The following is a 23063-nucleotide window of genomic DNA, read 5'->3' on the forward strand; positions in this document are numbered from 1 at the left end:
GCCCGCTCGGGTGACGGGGCGTCAGCGCCGCTGGCCCGGTCGCCGGTTCAGGTCACCCGGCTGCTGAGACAGTCACCAACGAGAACTGCCCACCAGGTAGGTGATGCCCGCGAGGACGGCGAGGATCAGCGCCGGGATCGCCAGACCCTTCGCGATCGAGGTCAGTGTGTGCGTACCGCTCGCCGCCTGCCTCGTGTACTGCTCCCGCCGTGCTCCCAGATCGTGCCGGGCGAACGCGCCGACGACCAGCGCCACCGCACCGGCGATCAGACACACGGTGAGCGGTGTGAGCGCTCCGTGCTCGCGGATGTTGTCCTCGACGTTGCCGTGCACCCCTTGGTCGCCCCGTTCCATGACGGCCACCACCGCCGCCTGGAGGGCCAGTACGAGCGTGACGACCGCCGTGCCGGCGAGGGCGAGGGCGGCACCGGCAAGGGCGGGAGCGCGTCGGGACGGGGACGACTGGTCCCTTCGCGTCTGGTGTGCAGTGGTCGGGGGCGGCCTCTCGGGTGGGGGCGGGATGCGCGGGGGCTCGACGATCGCCGTGTCCCGCTTGCCGTCCGATCCATGCGTCGTCCTCGGGGAGCCGTTCGAGGGCCCGCCTCCGGGCTCGTGTGCCGGGCCTACCACCGCCTCGACGTGGATCACTGACTCGTCGGCCACACCCTTCAGCACGATGTCGCCGGACAGGTGCCCCTCGGCGGCCGTGTCGACGTGGACCTCCAGACCGCTCCCGGTCGGATCGACCCGCAGCCACGACTGTGTGGGCTGGGCCACGCAGTGACGGGCGAGCAGTGGGCCATGCATGGTCACGGACCGCTTCCGGGGGGTCGATCCCCTCGGTATCAGGCCGAAGTCCAGGTGGTCAGGGGACGGTGTCAGGCGGATCTCGCTCAAGACGTCGGACGCCAGATCGGCGATCTGCTGGATGTCGTTGCGCGCGACCTCCTCCAAGTGCTGACGCGCTCCTTCCGCCACGGGCAGCTCCATGTGCCGCAGTCGTCTGCGCAACTCCATCACGGCGCCCTGCCGTGTAAGGACGTCGCCGCTGTTCATGGCCGCCTGCAAGGAGGGAGGCGAGGGAATGGCGACGATCTTGATGCGGCCACGCCGGCTGTGCGCCAGATGCAGCTCCCCGTGCAGCTCCGCCGCCTTTTTCGGCGTCTGATGGGGGTTCTGCTCCCGTACGTGCCTGTAGACATACTCGTACAGGTCGTCGAGGGAGACTTTTCCGTCCACGTCGAGGTCGGCCTCGCCGGTCTCCAGGCCCTCGACCACTGCGTGCGTGAACACCGAAGGCCGCGGAGCGGAGTTCTCGGCGAGATGGTCGCCCTCGAAGGCGTACTCCATGGAGTCGGACGCGGTGATGACGGCCCAGCCCCGCCCACTGACCGGCTCGTCCTTCGCGAACGACTCGAGGACGTTGACCTCTCCGGAAGCGCGCACGGAGGACGAGCCCCGGGAGAAGGCGCCGCCGTAGCAGCAGTCGAGGAACAAGACGGTGCGGCCCGCCCGGGTGCCGGACATGCAGCCGCGGACGAACTGGGAGGCGACAGCCGTGGCGGCCAGCAGCGGGGGCTCGGTGTCGCTCGCGGCGAAGTACAGCTCGCCGGACTCGCTCTTGAGGCCGTGGCAGGAGAAGTGCAGCAGGAGCGTGTCGGCGCGGCTGCGGTCGTTGAAGAAGCCCTGGATGCGCCTGCGCATGAGGTCGGCCGATGCGTTGTGCACGACCTCCACCTCGAAGTCGCCGATCTGCGGGTCGCGCAGCACCCTCTCGAGGGCCGCGGCGTCCTGGGCAGGGGCCTTGAGCTTCTTGAGCCCCTGGTCGGCGTACCGGTCGTTGGCGATGATCAGCGCGTGTCTGGATTCCGTCATGGCTCGGCTCCGGCCGTGGAATGGCGCTGGAGGAAGATCTTGAACGCCTCCGCGACCTGATCGTCGGTCGCCTCGGACACCTCCAAGACGTCGTCGCCCATCTGCAGGTGCAAGGACGGGTGTGTGTCATGGCGCCGGCCCAGCCACGACCGGATCACGGTCAGCACCTGGCTCAGGGCGGTTGCCGAGCTGCCCAGGGACACCAGGAGGGCACCGATCGCAGTGACGTCCACGGCCCGCGCCCCGGGCGGGACCTCCCCGCCGGTGAGCGCCGTGACGTCGTCCACGTCGAGATCGAGCAGTTCCTCGCGCAGGTAGCCGGTCAGCTCCGCGACGCGTTCGGCTTCCGCGTCCTCTTCGGTGAGGAGGATTTGCAGTTTGTTCTCCACCGGCTCAGCCCCTTGGTTCAGTTCGTGCTCGGTAGGGGCGGCGCAGAGTCGGCCTATCGGTGGGCTCTACGTCATCATTTACAGTTTCTGCTGCTCAGAGCAGGGTGGCAAGTCGCCGATGATGGAATGAGTTTCACGGTTCAACCATAAGGTTCGTCATTCAACTCAAGATGACTCACCGTCGGCAACGTCCATTGACGCAAGGGCAATTCCTCAACCGCCGCAGCGACGCTCCGTGTTGGCCGCTGCGACGGGGGCGTCACCAGGTGCTCCCGGTGACAAGGGCGGGGACCGGCGCCGTCTTAACCTTGCGCGAGCACCCCAGAGCGGGGGCAACCGGTCCGGGTGCGAGTGCGATCAGCTGGTGGGAGCTGACGAACCGTGTTCGGCCCTATCGCGCGTGCGCCCTCAGCCCTCCGTGAATGGCTCTTCCCGGCAACTGGCCGCCCCCGTGCAACCGTTCCAGCCGTAGCCCGGCAACGGCGAAGCCCCGTCGCAGGCCTCTGCCGCCGCACAAGAGCTCCTACGCGACCGAAGCAGCCAGCGATCAGCCGTTGCCGTGATCCACGGCCCACACGTCAGCCCCGTCTGCGCTGCAGACGGGGCTGACTCATCGCGAGAGCCAAGGCCGGTGTCAGTCCTGCGGTCCGCTCGCGGTCATTCCGTGCACCGCCGGGACCGTCCCCAGCCGGCCCTTCTGGAAGTCCTCGAAGGCCTGCATGAGTTCTTCCTTGGTGTTCATCACGAACGGGCCGTAGTGGGCCATGGGCTCACGGATCGGCTGCCCGCCGAGCAGGACGACCTCCAGGTCCGGCGTGTGGGAGTCCTGCTTCTCGTCCGCGCGGACGGTCAGCGAGGATCCGGCGCCGAAGACGGCGGTCTGGCCCGTGTGGACCGGGCGTCGCTCGGTGCCGACGCTGCCGCGCCCGGCCAGCACGTACGCCAGGCCGTTGAAGTCCTCGCGCCACGGCAGGGTCAGCTCCGCCCCCGGCGCCAGCGTCGCGTGGATCATCGTGATCGGCGTGTGCGTGATGCCGGGGCCCTGGTGCCCGTCCAGCTCACCGGCGATGACACGCAGCAGCGCGCCGCCGTCGGGGGTGCTCAGCAGCTGGACCGAACCGCCGCGGATGTCCTGGTAGCGCGGGGCCATCATCTTGTCCTTGGCCGGGAGGTTCACCCACAGCTGGAGGCCGTGGAAGAGCCCGCCGGACATGACGAGATGCTCCGGTGGCGCCTCGATGTGCAGCAGGCCCGAGCCCGCGGTCATCCACTGGGTGTCCCCGTTGGTGATGGTGCCGCCACCGCCGTTGGAGTCCTGGTGGTCGAAGATCCCGTCGATGATGTACGTGACGGTCTCGAAGCCGCGGTGCGGGTGCCACGGCGTGCCCTTGGGCTCGCCCGGCGCGTACTCCACCTCGCCCATCTGGTCCATCATGATGAACGGGTCGAGGTGGCGGTAGTTGATCCCCGCGAACGCCCGGCGCACCGGGAAGCCCTCACCCTCGAAACCGCTCGGAGCGGTCGTGACGGCGAGCACGGGACGTGCCACGGCGTCGGCGGGCGCGGTCACGCGGGGCAGCGTCAACGGGTTCTCGACGGTCACAGCAGGCATGTCGGTTCCTCCTCGTGTACGCCCAGTTTAGTTGAGCGTTGAACTTCTTGCCACCCCCAACAGAAAAAACCAGGTGGGCATTCCCGGGCGACGGCGCAGCGAACCACGGGACACCGGCACGGTGAAAGGCCGGCACCCCCCGCGCTCGGGGTACCGGCCTTTGCGTACGTCCGCGTCAGGCGACGAGCTCGGGCTTCTCGCTCCCGGCCGGGGCGGGCTCGGGCTTGCGGTCCCGCATCACCAGCGTGGCCACGACCGCAGCGGCCAGTACACCGATCGCGCTGATCGTGAAGGTCGTCGACATCGAGGCGGCGAAGGCCTCCCGGGCCGCCCGCACCAGGCCCGTGTCGCCGCCCGCGACAGCCAGGGCCCCGCCGATGGACTCCCTGGCCTGCTCGGAAGCGTCGGCCGGCATCTCGTCCGTGTAGCCACTGGAGAGCAGCGAGCCGAGGATCGCGATGCCGAGGGCGGTGCCGGACTGCTGGATGGTGTCGTTGAGGGCCGAGCCGACGCCCGCCTTCTCCTCCGGGATGGTGCTCATCAGGGCGGCGACCGCGGCCGGCATCGCCAGACCGGCACCCAGGCCCAGGACCCCCAGCGCCACGGCCGGGACCGTGAAGCCGCTGTCGGCGGTGAGCGTGGTCAGCAGCCCGAAGGAGGCGGCCATCAGCAGCATCCCGGCGAGGATGACGAACCGGTTGCCCACCTTCACCGCGAGCTGCGCCCCGGCCGCGTTGCCGGCCAGCGCGGCCACGGCCAGCGGAAGGAAGGCCAGACCCGCCTTGACGGCGGACCATCCGAGGACGAACTGGAGGTACTGGGTCAGGACCAGCAGCAGTCCGGCGTTGCCGATCTGGACGAGCGCCAGGGAGAGCGAACCGCCGCTGAAGTTGCGGTGCTTGAAGAGGACCAGCGGGACCATCGGCGAGCGGGTGACGTTCTCCCAGACCACGAAGCCGGCCAGGGCGACGACCGCGACCGCGAGGATGAGGAGGGAACGGCCGCCGAACGCGCCGTGCTGCGGAATCTCGATGATCCACCACACCAGAGCCGCCATCCCCACCGCCGACAGCACCGCGCCCAGCGGGTCCGGCTTCTGCCAGGGCGCCTTCGACTCCGGCATCAGCAGCACACCGGCCAGCAGCGCCAGGGCGACGATCGGCACGTTGATCAGGAAGATCGCCTGCCAGGCGAAGTGGTCGATCAGCACACCGCCGAGAACCGGGCTGCCGACCAGCCCCAGCATCGACACCGAACCCCACGCCGCCATCGCCTTGGGCCGCTCGTCCTCGTCGAAGACGGTGATCAGGATCGACAGCGTGGACGGCATGATCAGCGCCCCGCCGACTCCCATCGCGATCCGCACCGCGATCAGCTCACCCGGACTGGCGCAGAACACCGCCCCCAGTGAGGCCGCCCCGAACAACAGCAGGCCGATCAGCATCACCTTCCGGCGTCCGAACCGGTCCCCCAGGCTTCCCGAGGTCAGCAGCAGCCCGGCGAAAACCAGGATGTAGGAGTCGAGGATCCACTGCATCTCCTGGGCGCTCGCCCCCAGATCCTCGGTCAGCGCGGGCACGGCGACCGTCAGTGCCATGTTGTCGACGACCAGTACGAGCGTGCTCAGGCACAGCACGATCAGGATCCACCAGCGCCGCGGATTGCGAGCGTCCATTCCAGTTCCCCTCCTGCGAACACCGTTCCTGCAATGCGCACACTGTACGCACAGCGGAACAGCGTGCGCAAGCGTTGAGTTCTGTACGCTGATTGCGCACGCTGTTCGCACGAAGGTGCCGCAGGTCCCAGCAGGAGGAGCAGATGAGCCGGAGCAAGACGACGGACAAGAACCCGATCCCGTCCGTATGGGCCCGCGAGGAACGCCGCGCCGACCAGCCCGCGCTCAGCCGCGAGGCGATCGTCCGGGAGGCGATCGCGATGCTCGACGCGGACGGGATCGAGGCGCTCAGCATGCGCAAGCTCGGCGCCCGGCTGAACGCCGGCGCGACCTCGCTGTACCGGCACGTCGCCACGAAGGACGAGCTGATGGAGCTCGCGGTGGACGAGGTCGCCGCCGAGATCCACGTCCCGCCGGCCGACAGCCCCGACTGGCGCGCGGCCGTGACCGAGGCGGCGAGGTCGTTCCGTACGACGGCGCTACGGCATCCCTGGCTGACCCTGGTCCTGGGCCAGGCGGGGCTCGCCTACCTCGGCCCCAACTACATGAACTTCTCCGAGCGCCTCGCGGCCCTGTTCACCGCGGCGGGGTTCCCCGAGCCGAGCCGTGCGATCGACGCCGTCTTCTCGTACGTCATCGGCATGTCCACCACCGAGGCCGCCTGGCTCACCACGGTCGCCCGTTCCGGCGAGACCGAGTCCGAGTTCGTCGCCCGGCTGCTGCCCACGGCACGGCAGGTCTCTTCCGGCTACGACCACCTGGCGGCCGCCGAAGCCACGACCGGCGCCCAGGCCGCCGACCCCGCCCGGCTCCGCGACGACAAGTTCGCCTACGGCCTGGACGTCGTCCTGGACGGCCTGGCGCTGCGCCTGCCGCAGTCGACGTAGGGGCGGCCGCCGTCCGCGAGGGGAAGGGCGGCTAGCCGTCTGCGGAGCAATGGCGTCTAGCCATACATCCGGCGCATCGCGAACTCGACCATCTGCTCGACGGCCTTCGCGTCGAACACCATGCGGTGCTCGCCCTCCATGTCCAGCACGAAGCCGTAGCCCGTCGGCAGCAGGTCCAGGACCTCGGCGCCGGTGATCACGAAGTACTTGGACTCCTTGCCCGCGTACCGGCGCAGCTCCTTGAGCGTGCTGAACATCGGGATCACCGGCTGCTGGGTGTTGTGCAGGGCGAGAAAGCCGGGGTTGTCGCCGCGCGGGCAGTAGACCTTCGACGTCGCGAAGACCTGCTGGAAGTCCTCGGCGGCCATCTGCCCGGTCGTGAACGCGCGCACCGCGTCCGACAGGGAGGGCGGGGACGGCTCGGGGTACAGCGGCGGCTGCTGTCCGTACCCGCCGGACATCGGCTGCTGCGGAGGGGCGTACTGCTGCTGCGGGCCCGCTGTCTGGTCGTAGCCGTACATGAGCGCAAGAGTACCGAGAGCGGCCGGGCGATCGGGCCGGTACGGCGGGCCCGGCAAACCGACAGCGACTCGACAGCACCGGCTGTGTGGATCGCGGCGTCCGCCGCTCGTAGCGTCGAACCATGAACGGACGCCATGACGAGGGCCCGCACGAGCACGACAGAGGCCTCTCCTACGACCTCCCCGTCCTCGCCCGCCGCCGGATGATCCGGCTGATGGCCGGCGCGAGCCTGATCCCGCTGGTGGGCTGCACGACGGAGGAGAAGACCACCGCGTCCCCCTCCTCTTCCTCCCCTTCTTCCTCTTCCTCCTCGACCGCCGGGTGCGCGGAGATCCCCGAGGAGACGGCCGGGCCCTTCCCCGGCGACGGCTCCAACGGCGTGAACGTCCTGAAGGAGAGCGGCGTCGTCCGCAGCGACATCACGAAGAGCTTCGGCGACTCCGCGGGCGGCACCGCCGAGGGCGTGCCCCTGACGGTCACGCTGACGGTGGTGGACGCGGCCTCCGGCTGCGGCACCCCCAAGCAGGGCGCCGCCGTCTACGTGTGGCACTGCGACCGGGACGGCGCCTACTCCCTGTACTCCGAGGGCGTCACCGAGGAGAACTACCTGCGGGGCGTCCAGGAGACGGACGAGAAGGGCCAGGTCACGTTCACGAGCGTCTTCCCCGGCTGCTACCCGGGCCGCTGGCCGCACATCCACTTCGAGGTCTACGGCTCTCTGGCCGACGCCACCGCCGCCACATCGATCACGAACACCTCGCAGCTCGCCTTCCCGAAGGACGTCTGCGACGCGGTGTACGCCACGGACGGCTACGGCGACAGCGTGCGGAACCTGAGCAGCCTCTCCCTGGAGGACGACGGCATCTTCAGCGACGGCCACGAGCGGCAGCTGGCGACGATGGCGGGCAGTGCGGGGGACGGCTACACCGCGACCTTGACCGTTCCGGTGTGACCTGTCACAGATGACCGGATGGGGTTGCGTCTTATTACTGGCGGGTAGCATCATCGTAGCTACTTGTTGGTACGTGAACTAGAGCGAGGATCCAGTGCCTCGCCGATCTCTCTAGGGAGCCGGGAGCCGTCGCCATGGGGCACTACAAGTCGAATCTCCGCGACATCGAGTTCAACCTCTTCGAAGTACTCGGGCGCGACAAGGTGTACGGCACCGGCCCGTTCGAGGAGACGGACGTCGAGACCGCGAAGAGCATCCTCGAGGAGATGACCCGCCTCTCGGAGAACGAGCTGGCCGAGTCCTTCATCGACGCCGACCGCAACCCGCCGGTCTTCGACCCGGAGACCAACACGGCGCCGGTCCCCGCGTCCTTCAAGAAGAGCTACCAGGCCTTCATGGACTCCGAGTACTGGCGCCTCGGCCTGCCCGAGGAGATCGGCGGCACCACCTCGCCCCGCTCCCTGATCTGGGCGTACGCCGAGCTGATCCTGGGCGCCAACCCGGCCGTGTGGATGTACTCCTCGGGCCCGGCCTTCGCCGGCATCCTCTTCGAGGAGGGCAACGAGGTCCAGAAGCACGTAGCCAAGATCGCCGTGGAGAAGCAGTGGGGCTCCACGATGGTGCTCACCGAGCCCGACGCGGGCTCCGACGTGGGCGCCGGCCGCACCAAGGCCGTACAGCAGGAGGACGGCTCCTGGCACATCGAGGGCGTGAAGCGCTTCATCACGTCCGGTGAGCACGACATGTCGGAGAACATCCTCCACTACGTGCTCGCGCGTCCCGAGGGCGCCGGCCCCGGCACCAAGGGCCTGTCCCTCTTCCTCGTGCCGAAGTACCTCTTCGACTTCGAGACCGGCGAGCTGGGCGAGCGCAACGGCGTCTACGCCACGAACGTCGAGCACAAGATGGGCCTGAAGGCCTCCAACACCTGCGAGATGACCTTCGGCGACCAGCACCCCGCCAAGGGCTGGCTGATCGGCGACAAGCACGACGGCATCCGCCAGATGTTCCGCATCATCGAGTTCGCCCGCATGATGGTCGGCACGAAGGCGATCTCCACGCTGTCCACGGGCTACCTGAACGCGCTGGAGTACGCCAAGGAGCGCGTCCAGGGCCCCGACCTGGCGAACTTCATGGACAAGACCGCGCCCAAGGTCACCATCACCCACCACCCCGACGTGCGCCGCTCACTGATCACGCAGAAGGCGTACGCGGAGGGCATGCGCGCCCTGGTGATGTACACCGCCTCGATCCAGGACGCGATCCAGATCAAGGAGGCCGCCGGCGAGGACGCCTCCGCCGAGCACGCGCTGAACGACCTGCTCCTGCCCATCGTCAAGGGCTACGGCTCCGAGAAGGGCTACGAGCTGCTCGCCCAGTCGCTCCAGACCTTCGGCGGCTCCGGCTTCCTCCAGGAGTACCCGATCGAGCAGTACATCCGGGACTCCAAGATCGACACCCTGTACGAGGGCACCACGGCGATCCAGGGCCAGGACTTCTTCTTCCGGAAGATCGTCCGCAACCAGGGCGCCGCGCTGAACTCCCTCGCCGAGGACATCAAGAAGTTCCTGGCCCTCGGCACGGGCGGCGAGGAGCTGGCCGGTAGCCGCGAGCACCTCGCCAAGGCCGCGGTCGAGCTGGAAGCCATCGTCGGCCTGATGCTCACCGACCTCGCGGCCACCGAGCAGGACGTCAAGAACATCTACAAGGTCGGGCTGAACACCACCCGCCTGCTGATGGCCTCCGGTGACGTCGTCGTCGGCTACCTGCTGCTCAAGGGCGCCGCGATCGCCGCCGAGAAGCTGGAGACCGCCTCCGCCAAGGACAAGGCGTTCTACACCGGCAAGATCGCCGCGGCCAAGTTCTTCGCCGCCAACGTCCTGCCGGGCGTCACCCTGGCCCGCAAGGTCGCCGAGGGTGTCGAGCTGGACCTGATGGAGCTGGACGAGGCCGCGTTCTGATCCTCACGTCCTCTGTTCGAGGGCCTGTTCCCCTACCCGGGGAACAGGCCCTCGTCCGTCGTTAAGGTGAATGCATGACCGAACCAGCGCGCTTCGACCGCGGCCACACCGACGACCTCATGACCTTCCTGGCGGCGAGCCCGTCGCCGTACCACGCCGTGGCCACAGCTGCCGAACGGCTGGAGAAGGCAGGCTTCAAGCAGGTCGCCGAGACGGACGCCTGGGACGGGACGAAAGGCGGCAAGTACGTGCTGCGCGGCGGCGCGATCATCGCCTGGTACGTGCCGGAGGGCGCCGCACCGCACACGCCCTTCCGCATCGTCGGCGCCCACACCGACTCCCCCAACCTGCGCGTCAAGCCGCTCCCCGACAGCGGGGCGCACGGCTGGCGCCAGGTGGCCGTGGAGATCTACGGCGGACCGCTGCTCAACTCCTGGCTGGACCGCGATCTGGGCCTCGCGGGCCGGCTGACCCTGCGCGACGGCTCGACGCGCCTGGTCAACGTCGACCGGCCGCTGCTGCGCGTCCCGCAGCTCGCCATCCACCTGGACCGCTCGGTGACGGCGGACGGCCTCAAGCTCGACAAGCAGCGGCACATGCAGCCGGTCTGGGGCCTGGGCAACGACGTGCGCGACGGCGACCTGATCGCCTTCCTGGAGGAGACGGCCGGCATCCCCGCGGGCGAGGTCACCGGCTGGGACCTGATGACGCACTCCGTGGAACCGCCCGCTTACCTGGGCCGCGACCGCGAACTGCTGGCCGGCCCGCGCATGGACAACCTGTTGTCCGTGCACGCCGGCACGGCGGCCCTCGCTGCCGTGGCCTCCGGCGCGTCCGAGCCGGCCTCCATCCCGGTCCTGGCCGCCTTCGACCACGAGGAGAACGGCTCCCAGTCGGACACGGGCGCGGACGGACCGCTGCTCGGCAACGTGCTGGAGCGCTCGGTGTTCGCGCGCGGCGGCTCGTACGAGGACCGGGCCCGCGCCTTCGCCGGCACGGTCTGCCTGTCCTCCGACACGGGGCACGCCGTCCACCCCAACTACGCGGAGCGGCACGACCCGACGCACCACCCGCGCGTCAACGGCGGCCCGATCCTCAAGGTCAACGTCAACAACCGCTACGCCACGGACGGTTCGGGCCGCGCGGAGTTCACGGCGGCCTGCGAGGCGGCCGACGTGCCCTTCCAGTCCTTCGTCTCCAACAACTCCATGCCCTGCGGCACCACGATCGGCCCGATCACCGCCGCCCGGCACGGCATCAGGACCGTCGACATCGGCGTGGCCATCCTGTCGATGCACAGCGCGCGCGAACTGTGCGGAGCTGACGACCCGTTCCTGCTCGCGAACGCGTTGACGGCGTTCCTCGAGGGATAGAACGGACCGTCACCGCATGGGTGTTCCCCTCGGGGGTACCCGGTGTGCGGACCGGAACGACCGGACCGTACAGGGAGGCGACACTCATGGGCCTCGGCGGATGCATCATCCTCATCGCCGTGGGAGCCATCCTCACGTTCGCGACCGACTGGGACATGCAGGGGGTCAACCTCGATCTCGTCGGCATCATCCTGATGATCGTCGGACTGATCGGCGTCACGACGTTCAGCAGCATCGCCAGGCGCCGGCGCGTGGTGGTGCCGCCCACGACGCCGGTCGTGGACGACGGACGACACCACACGCGCGACGGCTACAGCGACGGATACGGCGTGTGACGCCCGCCCGGATCAGGTGTCCATCCCGGCAAGGACCAGGGGCAGCCGGTCCGTCCCCGACTCGGTGAGACGGACCGGCACGCCCCAGTCCTGCTGGTGGACGTGACAGGCCGGGTACTCGTTGTCGGGGTCGTCGTCGCAGGAGGCGGCCATCGCGGAGACGTGCAGCACACCCTCCGGCACGGAGGGGTCGAGTTCGAGGGCGCGGGACAGCTCGGTTCCCGCGCCCTCGCCGTCGATCAGCAACTCCGGCGGGGTGGACGAGACGAGCAGCCGGGTGGAGGGGCCGATGGGTCCCCTGCTCGAGCGGAGTCGAGAGCTTGGGGGAGGGTGTCCTTGTCCTCCAGCTCGTCCAGGACGTGGGGGCAGTTGATGCAGCAGAACGTCCAGAAAGTCGAGGATGACGATGCGCCCTCGCAGGTCGGCGAGGGTGTACTGCTGCCCGCCCGCGTTCAGCCAGCCACCCTTGCCGGTCAGCTCGGGGGCGCGGACGCGGGCCCGTCGGGTGCGGAGTCGTTCATGCGTCCAGGGTGTCATCCGGCACTGACAGCCGGTCCAGCGCATGGCCGGTCGTGGCGTCCACGTGCGCGGGCACGTCGTCGTGGCGGTCGCCGACCGTGAGGGTACCGGTGGGCTCGAACACGAGGATCGCGGTCGGGACGGGGGCGTAGGGCTTGTGTTCGGTGCCGCGCGGGACGGTGAAGACGCTGCCCCTGGGGAGCACGACCGTGCGCTCACCGGCCGGCTCGCGCAGGCCGATGTGGAGTTCGCCGTCGAGGACGAGGAAAAACTCGTCGGTGTGGTCGTGGACGTGCCAGACGTGCTCGCCCTCGACCTTCGCGACGCGGACGTCGTAGTCGTTGACGGCGGTGACGATGCGCGGGCTCCACTGCTCGGAGAAGGAGGCCAGGGCGTGGGCGAGGGAGACGGGTTCCTGGGTCATGAGGCGATCTTCAGGGGTGCCGTGCGTCTCGCACGAGTGCTAGAAATTGCACATGCCGCAAGGATCCTCGCACCGCCCGCACCAGGTCGCCGTGATCGTCGACAAGGGCACCAACCCCTTCGAGGTGGGGGTGGCCACCGAACTGTTCGGACTGCCACGGCCCGAGCTGGGGCTGCCGGGGCCGTTGTACGAGGTGACGCTGTGCGCGCCCGCGCCGGAGATCCGGATGAACCACGGCTTCTTCACGCTCACGGGCGTCCGGGGCCTGGACGCCGTGGACCGGGCGGACACGCTGGTCGTGCCCGGCCGGCCGGACAACGTCGTACCGCGCGCCCCTGCCGTGCTCGACGCCATCCGGCGCGCACACGCGCGTGGCGCCCGGGTCATGAGCTTCTGCACCGGCACCTTCGCGCTCGCCGAGGCCGGACTGCTGGACGGGCGGCGGGCGGCGACGCACTGGCGCTGGGCTGACTCCTTCCGCCGGCTGCACCCGAAGGTGCTGCTGGAGCCGGACGTGCTGTTCGTGGACGAGGGTGACCTTCTCACCGCCGCCGGCAGTGCGGCCGCGCTCGATCTCGGGCTGCACGTCTGGCGCCGGGACCACGGCGCCGAGATCGCCAACCACGTCTCCCGGCGGCTGGTGTTCGCCACGCACCGGGACGGCGGGCAGCGGCAGTTCGTGGAGCGGCCGGTGCCGGACGTGAAAGACGTGTCCCTGGCACCCCTGCTGGAGTGGGCGCAGGAGCGGCTGGGCGAGCCGCTGACCGTGGCGGACCTGGCCGCACGCGCGCGTGTCAGCCCGGCCACGCTCCACCGGCGCTTCCGCGCCCAGCTCGGGACGACACCGCTCGCGTGGCTGACGGGAGAGCGGGTGGCGCTGGCCTGCCGGCTGATCGAGCGGGGCGAGGAACGGCTGGACGTGGTGGCGGCCCGCAGCGGGCTCGGCACGGCCGCCAACCTGCGCAACCGGCTGCGGCGGGTGACCGGGCTCAGCCCGTCGGCCTATCGACGGCGTTTCGGAGCGGGCGCCGGGGAAGCCCTGGTGTCATGAGATTCCTCGTGTACGACCGACTCCTCGGCTTCGGTGACGACTACTGGATCGAGGACGACAGCGGCTCCAAGGTGTTCCTCGTCGACGGCAAGGCCCTGCGCCTGCGGGACACCTGGGAGCTGAAGGACACCCAGGGGCGCGTCCTGGTCGACATCCACCAGAAGATGCTCGCCCTGCGCGACACGATGGTGCTCCAGCGGGGCGGCGAGCCGCTGGCGACGATCCGCCGGAAACGGCTGTCCCTGCTGCGCAACCACTACCGGGTGTACCTGGCCGACGGCAGCGAGCTGGACGTCAGCGGCAAGATCCTCGACCGCGAGTTCGCCGTCGAGTACGACGGTGAGCTGCTGGCGGTGATCTCCCGGCGGTGGCTGACCGTCCGGGACACCTACGGCGTGGAGGTCGTCCACGAGGACGCGGATCCGGCGCTGCTGATCGCGGTCGCGGTGTGTGTGATCCACCTGGCGGAGAAGGAGCGGGAGGAGTGACGGCCCTGGCCGGCGCCCCCTAAGGCTGCCGGCGAGGAGGCTGGAGCCCCAGCACCCGATCCTTCAGCGCCGGGAACTGCTCCCGCGTCGTCGCGACCTTCCCCGGGTCGAACTCCACCGTCAGGACCTCCTCGCCGGCGCCCGCCTCGGCCAGCACCTCGCCCCACGGGTCGACCACGATCGAGTGACCGGCCTGGGGAACTCCGGCGTGCGTCCCGGCCGTTCCGCACGCGACGACGAACGTCTGGTTCTCGACCGCCCGTGCCTGAGCCAGCAGCGTCCAGTGGGGCCGGCGACGCTCCGGCCAGCCCGCCGGGACCACGAGCGTCTCGGCACCGGCGTCGACGAGACCGCGGAAGAGTTCGGGGAAACGGAGGTCGTAACAGGTGCCTAGGCCCAGGGTGGTCGACGGCAGACGGACCGTCACCAGCTCGGCACCCGCGCCCATCAGCACGGCCTCGCCCTTGTCGAAGCCGAAGCGGTGGATCTTGCGGTAGACGGCGGAGAGGTCGCCGGAGGGGGAGAAGACCAGGGAGGTGTTGTAGAGGGGCCCCTCAGGATCCCGCTCCGGGATCGAGCCCGCGTGCAGCCACACGCCGGCGTCGCTCGCGGCCTTCGCCATCGCCTCGTACGTCGGCCCTTCGAGCGGCTCGGCCTCCTGCCCGAACTCCTCGTAGGCGAAGGCACCCGTGGTCCACAGCTCCGGCAGGACGACGAGATCGGCCCCGGCCTGATCGCGGACCATCGAAGCCACCCGTCGGCGGCGCGATTCGACCGATTCGCCCTCGTTTACGGCGATCTGGATCACAGAGGCGCGCACACTACCACCGTCCTGGCATTCGGCCCGTCCAACAAGGGCTTCCCCACGGGCCTACGATCGTCACACGAAAGCACTGCCGGGGTGCCTCACAGCAGCGTAACTTAGCTGCCAAGACACCCGCCGACAGCCGCCACCTCCCACTGGCAACCGCCACCACCTGCCCGTGCACCGACCGCCGAGGGGTCCCGTTCCGTGAGTCTGCATCCCACCCTCCAGCCCTACGCCGACGCCTGGACCCACTCCGTCGAAGCGATATCCGAGCTGCTCCAGCCGCTCGCGGAGGCCGAGTGGAACCGGCGGACGCCGTGCCCCGGGTGGTCGGTGCGGGACGTGGTCTCCCATGTCATCGGCCTGGACTGCGAGATGCTGGGCGACCCGCGCCCCATCCACACGCTGCCGCGCGACCTCTTCCACGTGACGAACGACCACCAGCGCTACATGGAGATGCAGGTCGACGTCCGCCGTCACCACACGGCGCCGGAGATGACCTCCGAGCTGGAGTACGTGATCATCCGCCGCAACCGCCAGCTGCGCAACGACTCGCGTGACCCGGGCACGAAGGTGCGCGGCCCGCTCGGCACGGAGCTGACCCTGGAGGAGTCCATGCGCCGGCACGCCTTCGACGTGTGGGTGCACGAGCAGGACCTGCGCACGGCCCTCGGCCGGCCCGGCAACCTCGACTCCCCCGGCGCGCACGTCGCCCGTGACGTGCTGCTCGGCGAACTCCCTCGCGTGGTCGCCGAGGGCGCGCAGGCACCACGCAGCTCGGCCGTCGTCTTCGACGTCCACGGCCCCATCGAGTTCCTGCGCACGATCCGCGTCGACATCCAGGGCCGCGGCACCCTGGAAACGGCCCCCGCCCTCGGCCCCGCCGCCACGCTCACCCTCGACTGGGAGACGTACGTACGCCTGGCCTGCGGCCGCGTGACGCCGGAGTCGGTGACCGACAGGGTGAAGACGGAGGGCGACCCGGACCTGACGGCGGCGATCCTGAGGAACTTCACGGTGACGAAGTAGCCCTGGCTGCGGGCAGTCGTGCCTCCCCCAGCGCCTTAAGGGCCTGGGAGGTGCCCCCAGGGCGGCACGGGTGGGCGCAGCGGCACCTCGCCGCGCCGAGCTGCGCACCCACCCGCCCCCAGCACCAACGGCCCGTGCCGCAAAATCCCCATGCCGCCCGCCCACCACCCCACGTACCGTCCCTGCGCATGACCACCCCGCCCCGCCACACACGCCTCACTTTCCACGGCCCGCTGTCCGGAGCACGGGCCGACCAACTCGTGACGCGCCTAGCCGGCAACACCCCCACAACCGTCCTCGACATCGGCTGCGGCTGGGGCGAGCTGATGCTCCGCGTCCTGACCGCCACCCCGGAGGCGACCGGCACCGGCATCGACATCAACGCCGAGGACCTGGCCCGCGGCCGACAAGCCGCCGAGGCACGAGGCCTCACGGCCCGAGCCCGTTTCCTCGAAGAGTCGGCCACCGGAACCCCCCACGGCCCAGCCGACCTCGTCCTGTGCGTCGGCGCGAGCCAGGCACTCGGCAGCCAACTGCCCCAAGCCCTCGGCGAACTGCGCAGGCTCGTCTCCGACCACGGCCGCGTCCTCCTGGGCGAAGGCTTCTGGCACCGCACCCCGACCGAGGCCGAACTGTCCCGCATGTGGCCGGACGCGAAAGCCACCGACCACCCCGACCTCGCGACCCTCGTCGGCCTGGCCGTCGACGCGGGGTTCCGGCCGGAGTGGACGGAGACCGCGAGCCTCGACGAATGGGAGGAGTTCGAGTCGGCGTACCTCGCGGACACCGAGGTGTGGCTCGCCCGGCACCCCGGCCACCCCCTGACCGCCGAGACCCGGGAGCGCGCCGACCGGCACCGAGCCGCCTGGCTCACCTACCGCGGCGTCCTCGGGCTCGCGTACCTCACCCTGGTACCGGTGGTGGCCCGTTGATCTACGCCTGTGCCGGGACGTGCACCGTCTCCACCCGGCTCGCCACCAGCCGCTCCCGCTCGCGCCGGGCCGCCTGCTTGCGCAGCCGCAGGATCTGCGCGACCCCGAGCGCCTGGAGTACGAACACCACCGAGAAGGCCACGGTGTAGTCGTCGCCGGTGGCGTCCAGCAGCACCCCGATCGCGAACAGCGTGGTCATGGAGGCCACGAAGCCGCCCATGTTGGTGATGCCGGAGGCCGTGCCCTGCCGCTCGGGCGGGTTCGCCGGGCGGGCGAAGTCGAAGCCGAGCATCGACGCGGGCCCGCATGCCCCGAGGACCGTGCACAGCACGATCAGCAGCCACATCGGGGCGTGCGGGCCGGGGTAGGCCAGCGTCGCCGCCCACAGGGCCGCCGTCGTCCCGACCGTGCCGAGCGCGAGCGGCAGCCGCGCCCCGTGGTGCCGGGCGACGATCTGGCCGTAGACCAGGCCGACGACCATGTTCGACAGCACGACCAGCGTGAGGAGTTCGCCGGCCGTGGCCCGGGACAGTCCCTGGGCCTCGACGAGGAACGGCAGGCCCCACAGCAGCAGGAACACCATCGCCGGGAACTGGGTCGTGAAGTGCACCCACAGGCCGAGCCGCGTCCCCGGCTCCCGCCAGGCCGCGGCGATCTGCCGTCGTACGTAGGCCGCGCCCTGGTGCGGGAGGGGCTCCGGCTCGTGGCCCTCGGGGTGGTCCTTCAGGAACAGCAGCACCAGGACGAACACCACGGCCCCGGCGGCCGCGCTGCCCGCGAAGGCCGCCGTCCAGCCGACGCCGTGCAGCAGCCGGGCCAGGACGAGCGTGGAGACGAGGTTGCCCGCCATGCCCACCAGCCCCGCGAACTGGGCGACGAGCGGCCCGCGCCGGGCCGGGAACCACCGGCCGCCCAGCCGCAGCACGCTGATGAAGGTCAGCGCGTCACCGCAGCCGAGCAGCGCCCGGGAGGCGAGTGCCATGCCGTACGACGGGGAGAACGCGAAGCCCAGCTGCCCGGCCGTGAACAGCACCGCCCCGAGGGCCAGCACCTTCTTGGTGCCGAGCCGGTCGACGAGCAGGCCGACGGGTATCTGCATGCCCGCGTAGACCAGCAGCTGGAGGATGGAGAAGGTGGACAGCGCGGAGGCGTTGACGTGGAAGCGGTCGGCGGCGTCGAGGCCGGCGACGCCCAGGGACGTGCGGAAGATGACCGCGACGAAGTAGACCGAGACGCCGATGCCCCAGACCGCCAGTGCGCGCCGGCCGCCCGGAGGATCGCCCGGCAGCGTGCTGCTCATCGGACCTCCCCCCGGGCCAGGTCCGAGAACCAGCCGACGTGCCGGTGGACCAGCCCGACGGCCGCCTCGGCGTCCCCGGCACGCAGCGCGTCGAGGATCTCCTCGTGCTCGGCGAGGGTCTTGGCGATCCGGTCGGGGTGGGAGTGCATGACGGCGACACCCATCCGCAGCTGGCGGTCGCGCAGCTGGTCGTAGAGCCGGGAGAGGATCTCGTTGCCGCCGCTGCGGACGATCTCGGCGTGGAAACAGCGGTCGGTGACGGCGGCGCCCGCGAGGTCTCCGGCGGCGGCCTGCTTCTTCTGCCGGGCCAGCAGTTCCTCAAGGCGCTCGATGAGCCCGGCGGGCGCGGGCACGGCCTTGCGCGCCGCGTGCTCCTCGACGAGCAGCCGGGTCTCGACGACATCGGCGATCTCCTGCGCGGAGACCGGCAGGACGAGGGCGCCCTTCTTCGGGTAGAGCCGGATCAGCCCTTCGGCCTCCAGCCGGAGCAGCGCCTCACGCACCGGAGTGCGCGAGACCCCGACGGCCTCGGCGAGCTCGCCCTCGGTGAGGAGGGTCCCGCCCTCGTAACGGCGTTCCAGGACGCCCTGCTTGACGTGGGCGTAGACGCGGTCGGCGGCGGGAGGTTGCTTCACGGCCAAGGTCATGCCGACAGCATAGATACAACAGGTACGCATGGATGCATTCGTCCAGTATGCGGACTCGAATGTCACACATCTGCGGCAAAGCGGGGGTCCCGCTCGGCAAGGACACCACCACGTGTGCTAGTTACGAGTGAGACACGTGCGGCCCCCTTTCCCGTCGTCCTCAATTCGGCCGCACCGATGGGGCATTCAACGTAATCGGGGTACTTCACTTGATAACCGGCATTCAGGGCACCCGTCTCCGCAGAGCCGCGGCCGTCGCCGTGACCACCGGCGCCATGCTCGCGACCGGAGCTCTCACCGTCGCGCCGGCGCAGGCCGCCACGGCGCCCTCGATCGCCGCCAAGGGCGGCTACGTGATGAACAACGCGACCGGCAAGTCGCTGTACACCAAGGCGGCCGACACGCGCCGCTCCACCGGCTCGACCACCAAGATCATGACGGCCCTGGTGGTGCTGAAGCAGCCGAAGCTCAACCTGGACAGCAAGGTCACGGTCCAGAAGGCGTACAGCGACTACATCGTCGACAACAACTGGGCGTCGAACGCCAAGCTGATCGTCGGCGACAAGGTCACCGTCCGCCAGCTGCTGTACGGGCTGATGCTGCCGTCCGGCTGCGACGCGGCGTACGCGCTCGCCGACAAGTTCGGCTCGGGCTCGACGCGGGCGGCGCGCGTGAAGTCGTTCATCGGCAAGATGAACACCACCGCCAAGGACCTGGGTCTGAAGAACACCCACTTCGACTCGTTCGACGGCATCGGCAAGGGCGCCAACTACTCCACGCCGCGCGACCTGACGAAGATCGCCAGCAGCGCCATGAAGAACTCCACGTTCCGCACGGTCGTCAAGACGAAGAAGTACACGGCGAAGACGACCACCAAGTCCGGCGGCACGCGGACGATGGCCCCGTGGGAGAACACCAACCCGCTGCTCTCGAGTTACTCCGGCGCGATCGGCGTGAAGACCGGTTCCGGCCCGGAGGCCAAGTACTGCCTGGTCTTCGCCGCCACCCGGAACGGCAAGACGGTCATCGGCACGGTCCTCGCCTCGACCGACGGGACCACGCGGAAGTCGGACGCGACGAAGCTCCTGAACTACGGGTTCGCGAAGTAACACAAGCAGGACGGGCGCCACGAAGGGGGGCTCACCGCCGATGGCGGTGAGCCCCCCTTCCACTCGTCACGCAGCGGTCCGCTGCCGACGCTCCAGCGCCCTGGCCGCCTTGCGCCGACTGCCCGCCAGTACGTTCACCGGGGAGCCCGCACCGGCTCCCGGCTCCAGTTGCCAGCCGCGGATCCGCGCCGCGACCTGGGCCAGCCGCTTGTCGCCGGGCCGTACGTCGATGGAGAACAGCGACTCGTCGGGCGTGGGGTCGTCGCCGCCCCAGCGGACGACGCCGCCGAGCTCGGCGAGAATGTCGCGGATCACGACCTCCTGCTGCGGGAAGAAGCCGCCCCGGGCGCCGCGCGGGTAGAAGCCCGGCCGGATCCGCACCGCCGTGCCGGACGCCAGGTTGGACTCCGGGCGGCCCTTGCCGACGCCGGACGGGTCGTGCCAGCCGACGACGTCGCCCCGGCGCAGCCGGTCGACCTCGTAGTGGAACCGGCGCACCAGGTGGACGAGGACGGTCTCCACGTCGCCCATGCGGACGGCGATGCCCGTGAGCGGGGTACCGGGCACGGGACGGGTGTAGACGGTGCCGCCGTCGTCCGCGACGTTCTCCATCTCCCAGCCGTTGTGGGAGCGCGAACCGGCCAGCACGCGCCGGGTCCGGTCCTGCGCGCTGCGCAGGGCGTCCCGTACGCGGCCCGGGATGGGGTTGTGCGCGTCGGCGTACGCCTGGGACAGGAAGTGCGAGACGGGCAGGGCGGCGACGCCCACGGCACCGCCGACGGCGGCGACACGGGCGAGCAGGGCGCGGCGGGACAGACCGCGGCGGTGCGAGCCGCCGGACTCGGGATCTCTGCGGGTCACGCGGGGGAGGTTGAGCTTCAACGGAGTCTCTTCCTGAAGATCTCTGCGAACACGCGCTCAGGCGTTGCGGAGGATGCTGTTGTACTTCTCGAAGATCTGGTAGACGGCCATGCTCTGGTGCGTCTGGGACTCCACGTCGGGGTCCCAGGCCCGGTAGCGGCGCAGGAGTTCGGTGATCTCGAACTCGGCGAGGTCGAGGCGCATGGTCCGCGGGGTGGTGACGCGGTCGCCGGGGGGCAGCTGGCCGCCGGGCCTGCCCCGGGCGCCCCACAGGTGGAGCAGGGCCGCGGTGCGCACGCTGAACGCGTTGTCCTTGTTCAGCTGCTGCCACACGGCCCAGACGTCGGCGTCCTTGGCCGGATCGCGCCGGTCACCGGTGGTGAAACCCCAGCCGACGCAGTGGTTCCAGGCCTGGATGGCGTCGGTCGCGCTGATCTCGCCGATGCCGGTGTGCGAGTCCTTCACGGAGCCGGAGCCCGAGAGGTGGTGGTCGGCGACCTGCTGGTCGGTGGCCTGGTCGGCGAGGCTGTAGTCGCGCATGGCCCAGTAGACGGCCGTCTGGATCAGCGCCTTGCGCATCTTGTACGTGTGCGACAGCTCGGTGATCAGCTCGTCCTGGTCCTGGATGGCCTCGACGGTCTGAGCGTTCGTGTAGAGCCGCGCGTCGCCGCCGATGCCGCCGATGTCCGGGCGCCCGATCGACTGCATGTAACGCGCGAGGTCGGCCCGCAGCGGCGGCACCTGGCGTGCGTCGAAGGCGACGTCCGGGACAGCGGGCCGCGGCCGGTTGAACGAGCCCTGCCCGGTGTCACGCCCGGAGGCGATGTCGATGTCGACCTCCAGCTGTCCGCCGCCGGAGCCGAGCGGGCGGATGACGATCTGATCGTAGGCCCAGTCCTTCGGCAGCGGGTGCCCGGCGTTGCCCTCGAAACCCGACGACATGTCCGCCACGAAGCTCGCCGTCGAGTAACCGGCCGCGCCGACCCGCGCGCACACGTTGCGGGAGCCGTAGACACCGATCTCGTACGGGTGTCCGGAGTCGGCCATCGCCTCCTTGATGCCCTTGAAATGGGGCAGGACGTTCGCGGAGATCTCGGCGTCGATCGCGTCGAAGTCGACGGCGAAGAAGATCCGGGTGCCCTTCTTGAAGCCGTGATCGAGGGCGGCGTTGACCGCCGCGTACCCGGCGGTCCGGCCGGCGACGTAGTCGAAGTCGCCTGCGTCGTTGTTGACGGTCTGGTAGATCGGGAAACAGCGCAGGCCGTTCTGTGCGATGGTCGCCAGCTCGCCCGGCTGGATGGCCTTCTCCGGCAGGGACTTGGCGCTCGGGTTGGTGAGGTAGCGGCCGACGTACTTGATGCCGGCCGCCTTGAGCGTCGCGGCACGTGCCGGGGTGACCTTCGCGATGGTGTCGCAGGCCTGGCCCGGGCGCGACTGGTCGCCGTAGGAGGCCAGGAGGGAGGCGAAGGTGGAGAAGTCGCCGTCGCCCGTGGCCGGGAGCGCCACGAAGGTCTGGAAGGCCCGGACGGCCGCGGCGAGGGCGGAGTCGAAGGTGTCGGTGAGGGCGGCGGGCCGCTGGTTGACGACCATTCCGGCGGAGAACAGCTGGACGTAGACGCCCTTGTCGCCCTGCTTCACCGGGTGCGATTTCAGGGCCGACTGAGTGCCGGGGCCGAAGTTGCCGTTGGCGGTGCCGTCCGCCATGCCGACCTCGTACTGCACGCCGAACACCACCGCCCGGGTCGTGTCCCGGGTCACGCGCCCGTCGCAGGCGATGACGAAGAAGTCCTGGCGGTTGAGATACCGCCCGTTGAGCCACCGCTGGACGTCACGGACCTGCTGGGTGCCGGAGCCGCCGAGGACGTACGAGTCCATCGTCAGCAGTGCTTTGAACACCTTGGGCGTCAGATCGGCACCGGGGAAGGCCTGTTCGACGCCCATGTCCGTCTTCAGCTTCGTGACGGCCGCCTGGACCCGCTCGCTGTACGTGCCGTCCAGGTCGCCGCCGTCGTAACCCTTGCAGTACAGGCCTGCCTGGATGATGCGGCAGAAGTCGGGGGAGGGGACGGTGTCCGCGTTGAGCTTGGGGTACTTGTCGGTCAGGGTGGAGAGGGTAGTGGGCCCGAAGCTGTCGGACAGGGCCGTGATGCCCAGTTCGTACTGCAGGGCACGGGTCAGGGCGTACAGCGTCGACCAGTCGGCCTCGCCGGTCTCCTCCACGGTCATGCCGATACGGCTGGCGTAGACGGAGTTCACGAATCTCTGGGCTTTGAGCACCATCGCGTCGCGCATGGGGGGTTGACTCACTTTCAAG

The 23063-nt window shown here is 70.0% G+C and carries 21 protein-coding genes and 1 pseudogene; 10 read left to right on the plus strand and 12 right to left on the minus strand.

Translation table 11 applies throughout. The features are described from left to right. Nucleotides 1-72: 72 nt before the first annotated feature. From AOQ53_RS12295 to AOQ53_RS12310, 4 genes are all read right to left on the minus strand, one after another. Entirely contained in the window at nt 73-1875 is a 1803-nt protein-coding gene (locus AOQ53_RS12295) for a caspase family protein (RefSeq protein WP_059417060.1), read from the minus strand. Continuing rightward, entirely contained in the window at nt 1872-2264 is a 393-nt protein-coding gene (locus AOQ53_RS12300) for a hypothetical protein (protein WP_059417061.1), read from the minus strand. The genes AOQ53_RS12295 and AOQ53_RS12300 overlap by 4 nt, the downstream gene beginning before the upstream one ends. 634 nt (nt 2265-2898) lie before the next feature. Beyond that, nucleotides 2899-3876: a pirin family protein gene (locus AOQ53_RS12305; protein WP_059417062.1), complete on the minus strand. Its 978-nt coding sequence runs from the start codon at nt 3874-3876 to the stop codon at nt 2899-2901. A gap of 175 nt (nt 3877-4051) precedes the next feature. Next, a complete protein-coding gene (locus AOQ53_RS12310; RefSeq protein WP_059417063.1) occupies nt 4052-5551 on the minus strand; it encodes an MFS transporter in 1500 nt (499 codons plus the stop codon). Between the two features lie 143 nt (nt 5552-5694). On the opposite strand from AOQ53_RS12310, the gene AOQ53_RS12315 reads away from it, so the two are divergent. Beyond that, complete coding sequence (locus AOQ53_RS12315) at nt 5695-6438, plus strand: TetR/AcrR family transcriptional regulator C-terminal domain-containing protein (protein WP_059417064.1); 744 nt, start codon at nt 5695-5697, stop codon at nt 6436-6438. A 56-nt stretch (nt 6439-6494) separates the two neighbouring features. On the opposite strand, the gene AOQ53_RS12320 is transcribed toward AOQ53_RS12315, so the two are convergent. Beyond that, a complete protein-coding gene (locus AOQ53_RS12320) occupies nt 6495-6959 on the minus strand; it encodes an SseB family protein (RefSeq protein WP_059417065.1) in 465 nt (154 codons plus the stop codon). A gap of 122 nt (nt 6960-7081) precedes the next feature. Between AOQ53_RS12320 and AOQ53_RS12325 the strand changes: the two genes are divergently transcribed. From AOQ53_RS12325 to AOQ53_RS12340, 4 genes are all read left to right on the plus strand, one after another. Next, a complete protein-coding gene (locus AOQ53_RS12325) occupies nt 7082-7912 on the plus strand; it encodes an intradiol ring-cleavage dioxygenase (protein WP_059417066.1) in 831 nt (276 codons plus the stop codon). Nucleotides 7913-8046: 134 nt separating this feature from the next. Beyond that, nucleotides 8047-9873, plus strand: coding sequence for an acyl-CoA dehydrogenase (locus AOQ53_RS12330; RefSeq protein ID WP_059417067.1), 1827 nt, complete (start codon nt 8047-8049; stop codon nt 9871-9873). Between the two features lie 74 nt (nt 9874-9947). Continuing rightward, nucleotides 9948-11246, plus strand: coding sequence for a M18 family aminopeptidase (locus AOQ53_RS12335; protein ID WP_059417068.1), 1299 nt, complete (start codon nt 9948-9950; stop codon nt 11244-11246). An 86-nt stretch (nt 11247-11332) separates the two neighbouring features. Then, nucleotides 11333-11581 (plus strand): DUF6458 family protein, encoded by a 249-nt coding sequence (locus tag AOQ53_RS12340; protein WP_010032488.1) that lies wholly within the window; start codon nt 11333-11335, stop codon nt 11579-11581. A gap of 12 nt (nt 11582-11593) precedes the next feature. On the opposite strand, the pseudogene AOQ53_RS12345 reads toward AOQ53_RS12340, so the two are convergent. Together AOQ53_RS12345 and AOQ53_RS12350 are read right to left on the minus strand one after the other, a co-directional pair. Next, a pseudogene (locus AOQ53_RS12345) lies at nt 11594-11869 on the minus strand (alkyl hydroperoxide reductase); the annotation flags it as partial. A gap of 229 nt (nt 11870-12098) precedes the next feature. Further along, a complete protein-coding gene (locus AOQ53_RS12350) occupies nt 12099-12524 on the minus strand; it encodes a cupin domain-containing protein (RefSeq protein ID WP_059417070.1) in 426 nt (141 codons plus the stop codon). Nucleotides 12525-12576: 52 nt separating this feature from the next. Here AOQ53_RS12350 and AOQ53_RS12355 point away from each other — a divergent pair, with 52 nt between their 5' ends. Together AOQ53_RS12355 and AOQ53_RS12360 are read left to right on the plus strand one after the other, a co-directional pair. Further along, nucleotides 12577-13575, plus strand: coding sequence for a helix-turn-helix domain-containing protein (locus AOQ53_RS12355; RefSeq protein ID WP_059417071.1), 999 nt, complete (start codon nt 12577-12579; stop codon nt 13573-13575). Beyond that, nucleotides 13572-14063: an LURP-one-related/scramblase family protein gene (locus tag AOQ53_RS12360; protein WP_059417072.1), complete on the plus strand. Its 492-nt coding sequence runs from the start codon at nt 13572-13574 to the stop codon at nt 14061-14063. Before AOQ53_RS12355 ends, AOQ53_RS12360 begins: the two co-directional genes overlap by 4 nt. Before the next feature lie 19 nt (nt 14064-14082). Here AOQ53_RS12360 and AOQ53_RS12365 read toward each other — a convergent pair whose 3' ends face one another. Beyond that, on the minus strand, nt 14083-14883 hold the full coding sequence (locus AOQ53_RS12365; RefSeq protein ID WP_059417073.1) for a carbon-nitrogen family hydrolase: 801 nt from the start codon (nt 14881-14883) through the stop codon (nt 14083-14085). 192 nt (nt 14884-15075) lie between these two features. Between AOQ53_RS12365 and AOQ53_RS12370 the strand changes: the two genes are divergently transcribed. Further along, nucleotides 15076-15900 carry a maleylpyruvate isomerase family mycothiol-dependent enzyme gene (locus AOQ53_RS12370; RefSeq protein ID WP_059417074.1) on the plus strand — a complete coding sequence of 275 codons (825 nt, stop codon included), beginning with the start codon at nt 15076-15078 and terminating at the stop codon, nt 15898-15900. 188 nt (nt 15901-16088) lie between these two features. Next, complete coding sequence (locus AOQ53_RS12375) at nt 16089-16832, plus strand: class I SAM-dependent methyltransferase (RefSeq protein WP_059417075.1); 744 nt, start codon at nt 16089-16091, stop codon at nt 16830-16832. Between the two features lies 1 nt (nt 16833). On the opposite strand, the gene AOQ53_RS12380 is transcribed toward AOQ53_RS12375, so the two are convergent. Next, nucleotides 16834-18132 (minus strand): MFS transporter, encoded by a 1299-nt coding sequence (locus AOQ53_RS12380; RefSeq protein WP_059417076.1) that lies wholly within the window; start codon nt 18130-18132, stop codon nt 16834-16836. Further along, on the minus strand, nt 18129-18779 hold the full coding sequence (locus tag AOQ53_RS12385) for a GntR family transcriptional regulator (RefSeq protein ID WP_059417077.1): 651 nt from the start codon (nt 18777-18779) through the stop codon (nt 18129-18131). Before AOQ53_RS12385 ends, AOQ53_RS12380 begins: the two co-directional genes overlap by 4 nt. Nucleotides 18780-18988: 209 nt before the next feature. Here AOQ53_RS12385 and AOQ53_RS12390 point away from each other — a divergent pair, with 209 nt between their 5' ends. Next, nucleotides 18989-19888: a D-alanyl-D-alanine carboxypeptidase family protein gene (locus AOQ53_RS12390; protein ID WP_059417078.1), complete on the plus strand. Its 900-nt coding sequence runs from the start codon at nt 18989-18991 to the stop codon at nt 19886-19888. Between the two features lie 66 nt (nt 19889-19954). On the opposite strand, the gene AOQ53_RS12395 is transcribed toward AOQ53_RS12390, so the two are convergent. Both AOQ53_RS12395 and AOQ53_RS12400 read right to left on the minus strand, forming a co-directional pair. Beyond that, nucleotides 19955-20749, minus strand: a complete 795-nt coding sequence (locus tag AOQ53_RS12395; protein ID WP_078945281.1) for a twin-arginine translocation signal domain-containing protein — start codon at nt 20747-20749, stop codon at nt 19955-19957. A 57-nt stretch (nt 20750-20806) separates the two neighbouring features. Then, nucleotides 20807-23041 carry a glycoside hydrolase domain-containing protein gene (locus AOQ53_RS12400; protein WP_059417079.1) on the minus strand — a complete coding sequence of 745 codons (2235 nt, stop codon included), beginning with the start codon at nt 23039-23041 and terminating at the stop codon, nt 20807-20809. Nucleotides 23042-23063: the final 22 nt, after the last annotated feature.

It is taken from the genome of Streptomyces azureus (assembly GCF_001270025.1).
Taxonomy (GTDB): domain Bacteria; phylum Actinomycetota; class Actinomycetes; order Streptomycetales; family Streptomycetaceae; genus Streptomyces; species Streptomyces azureus.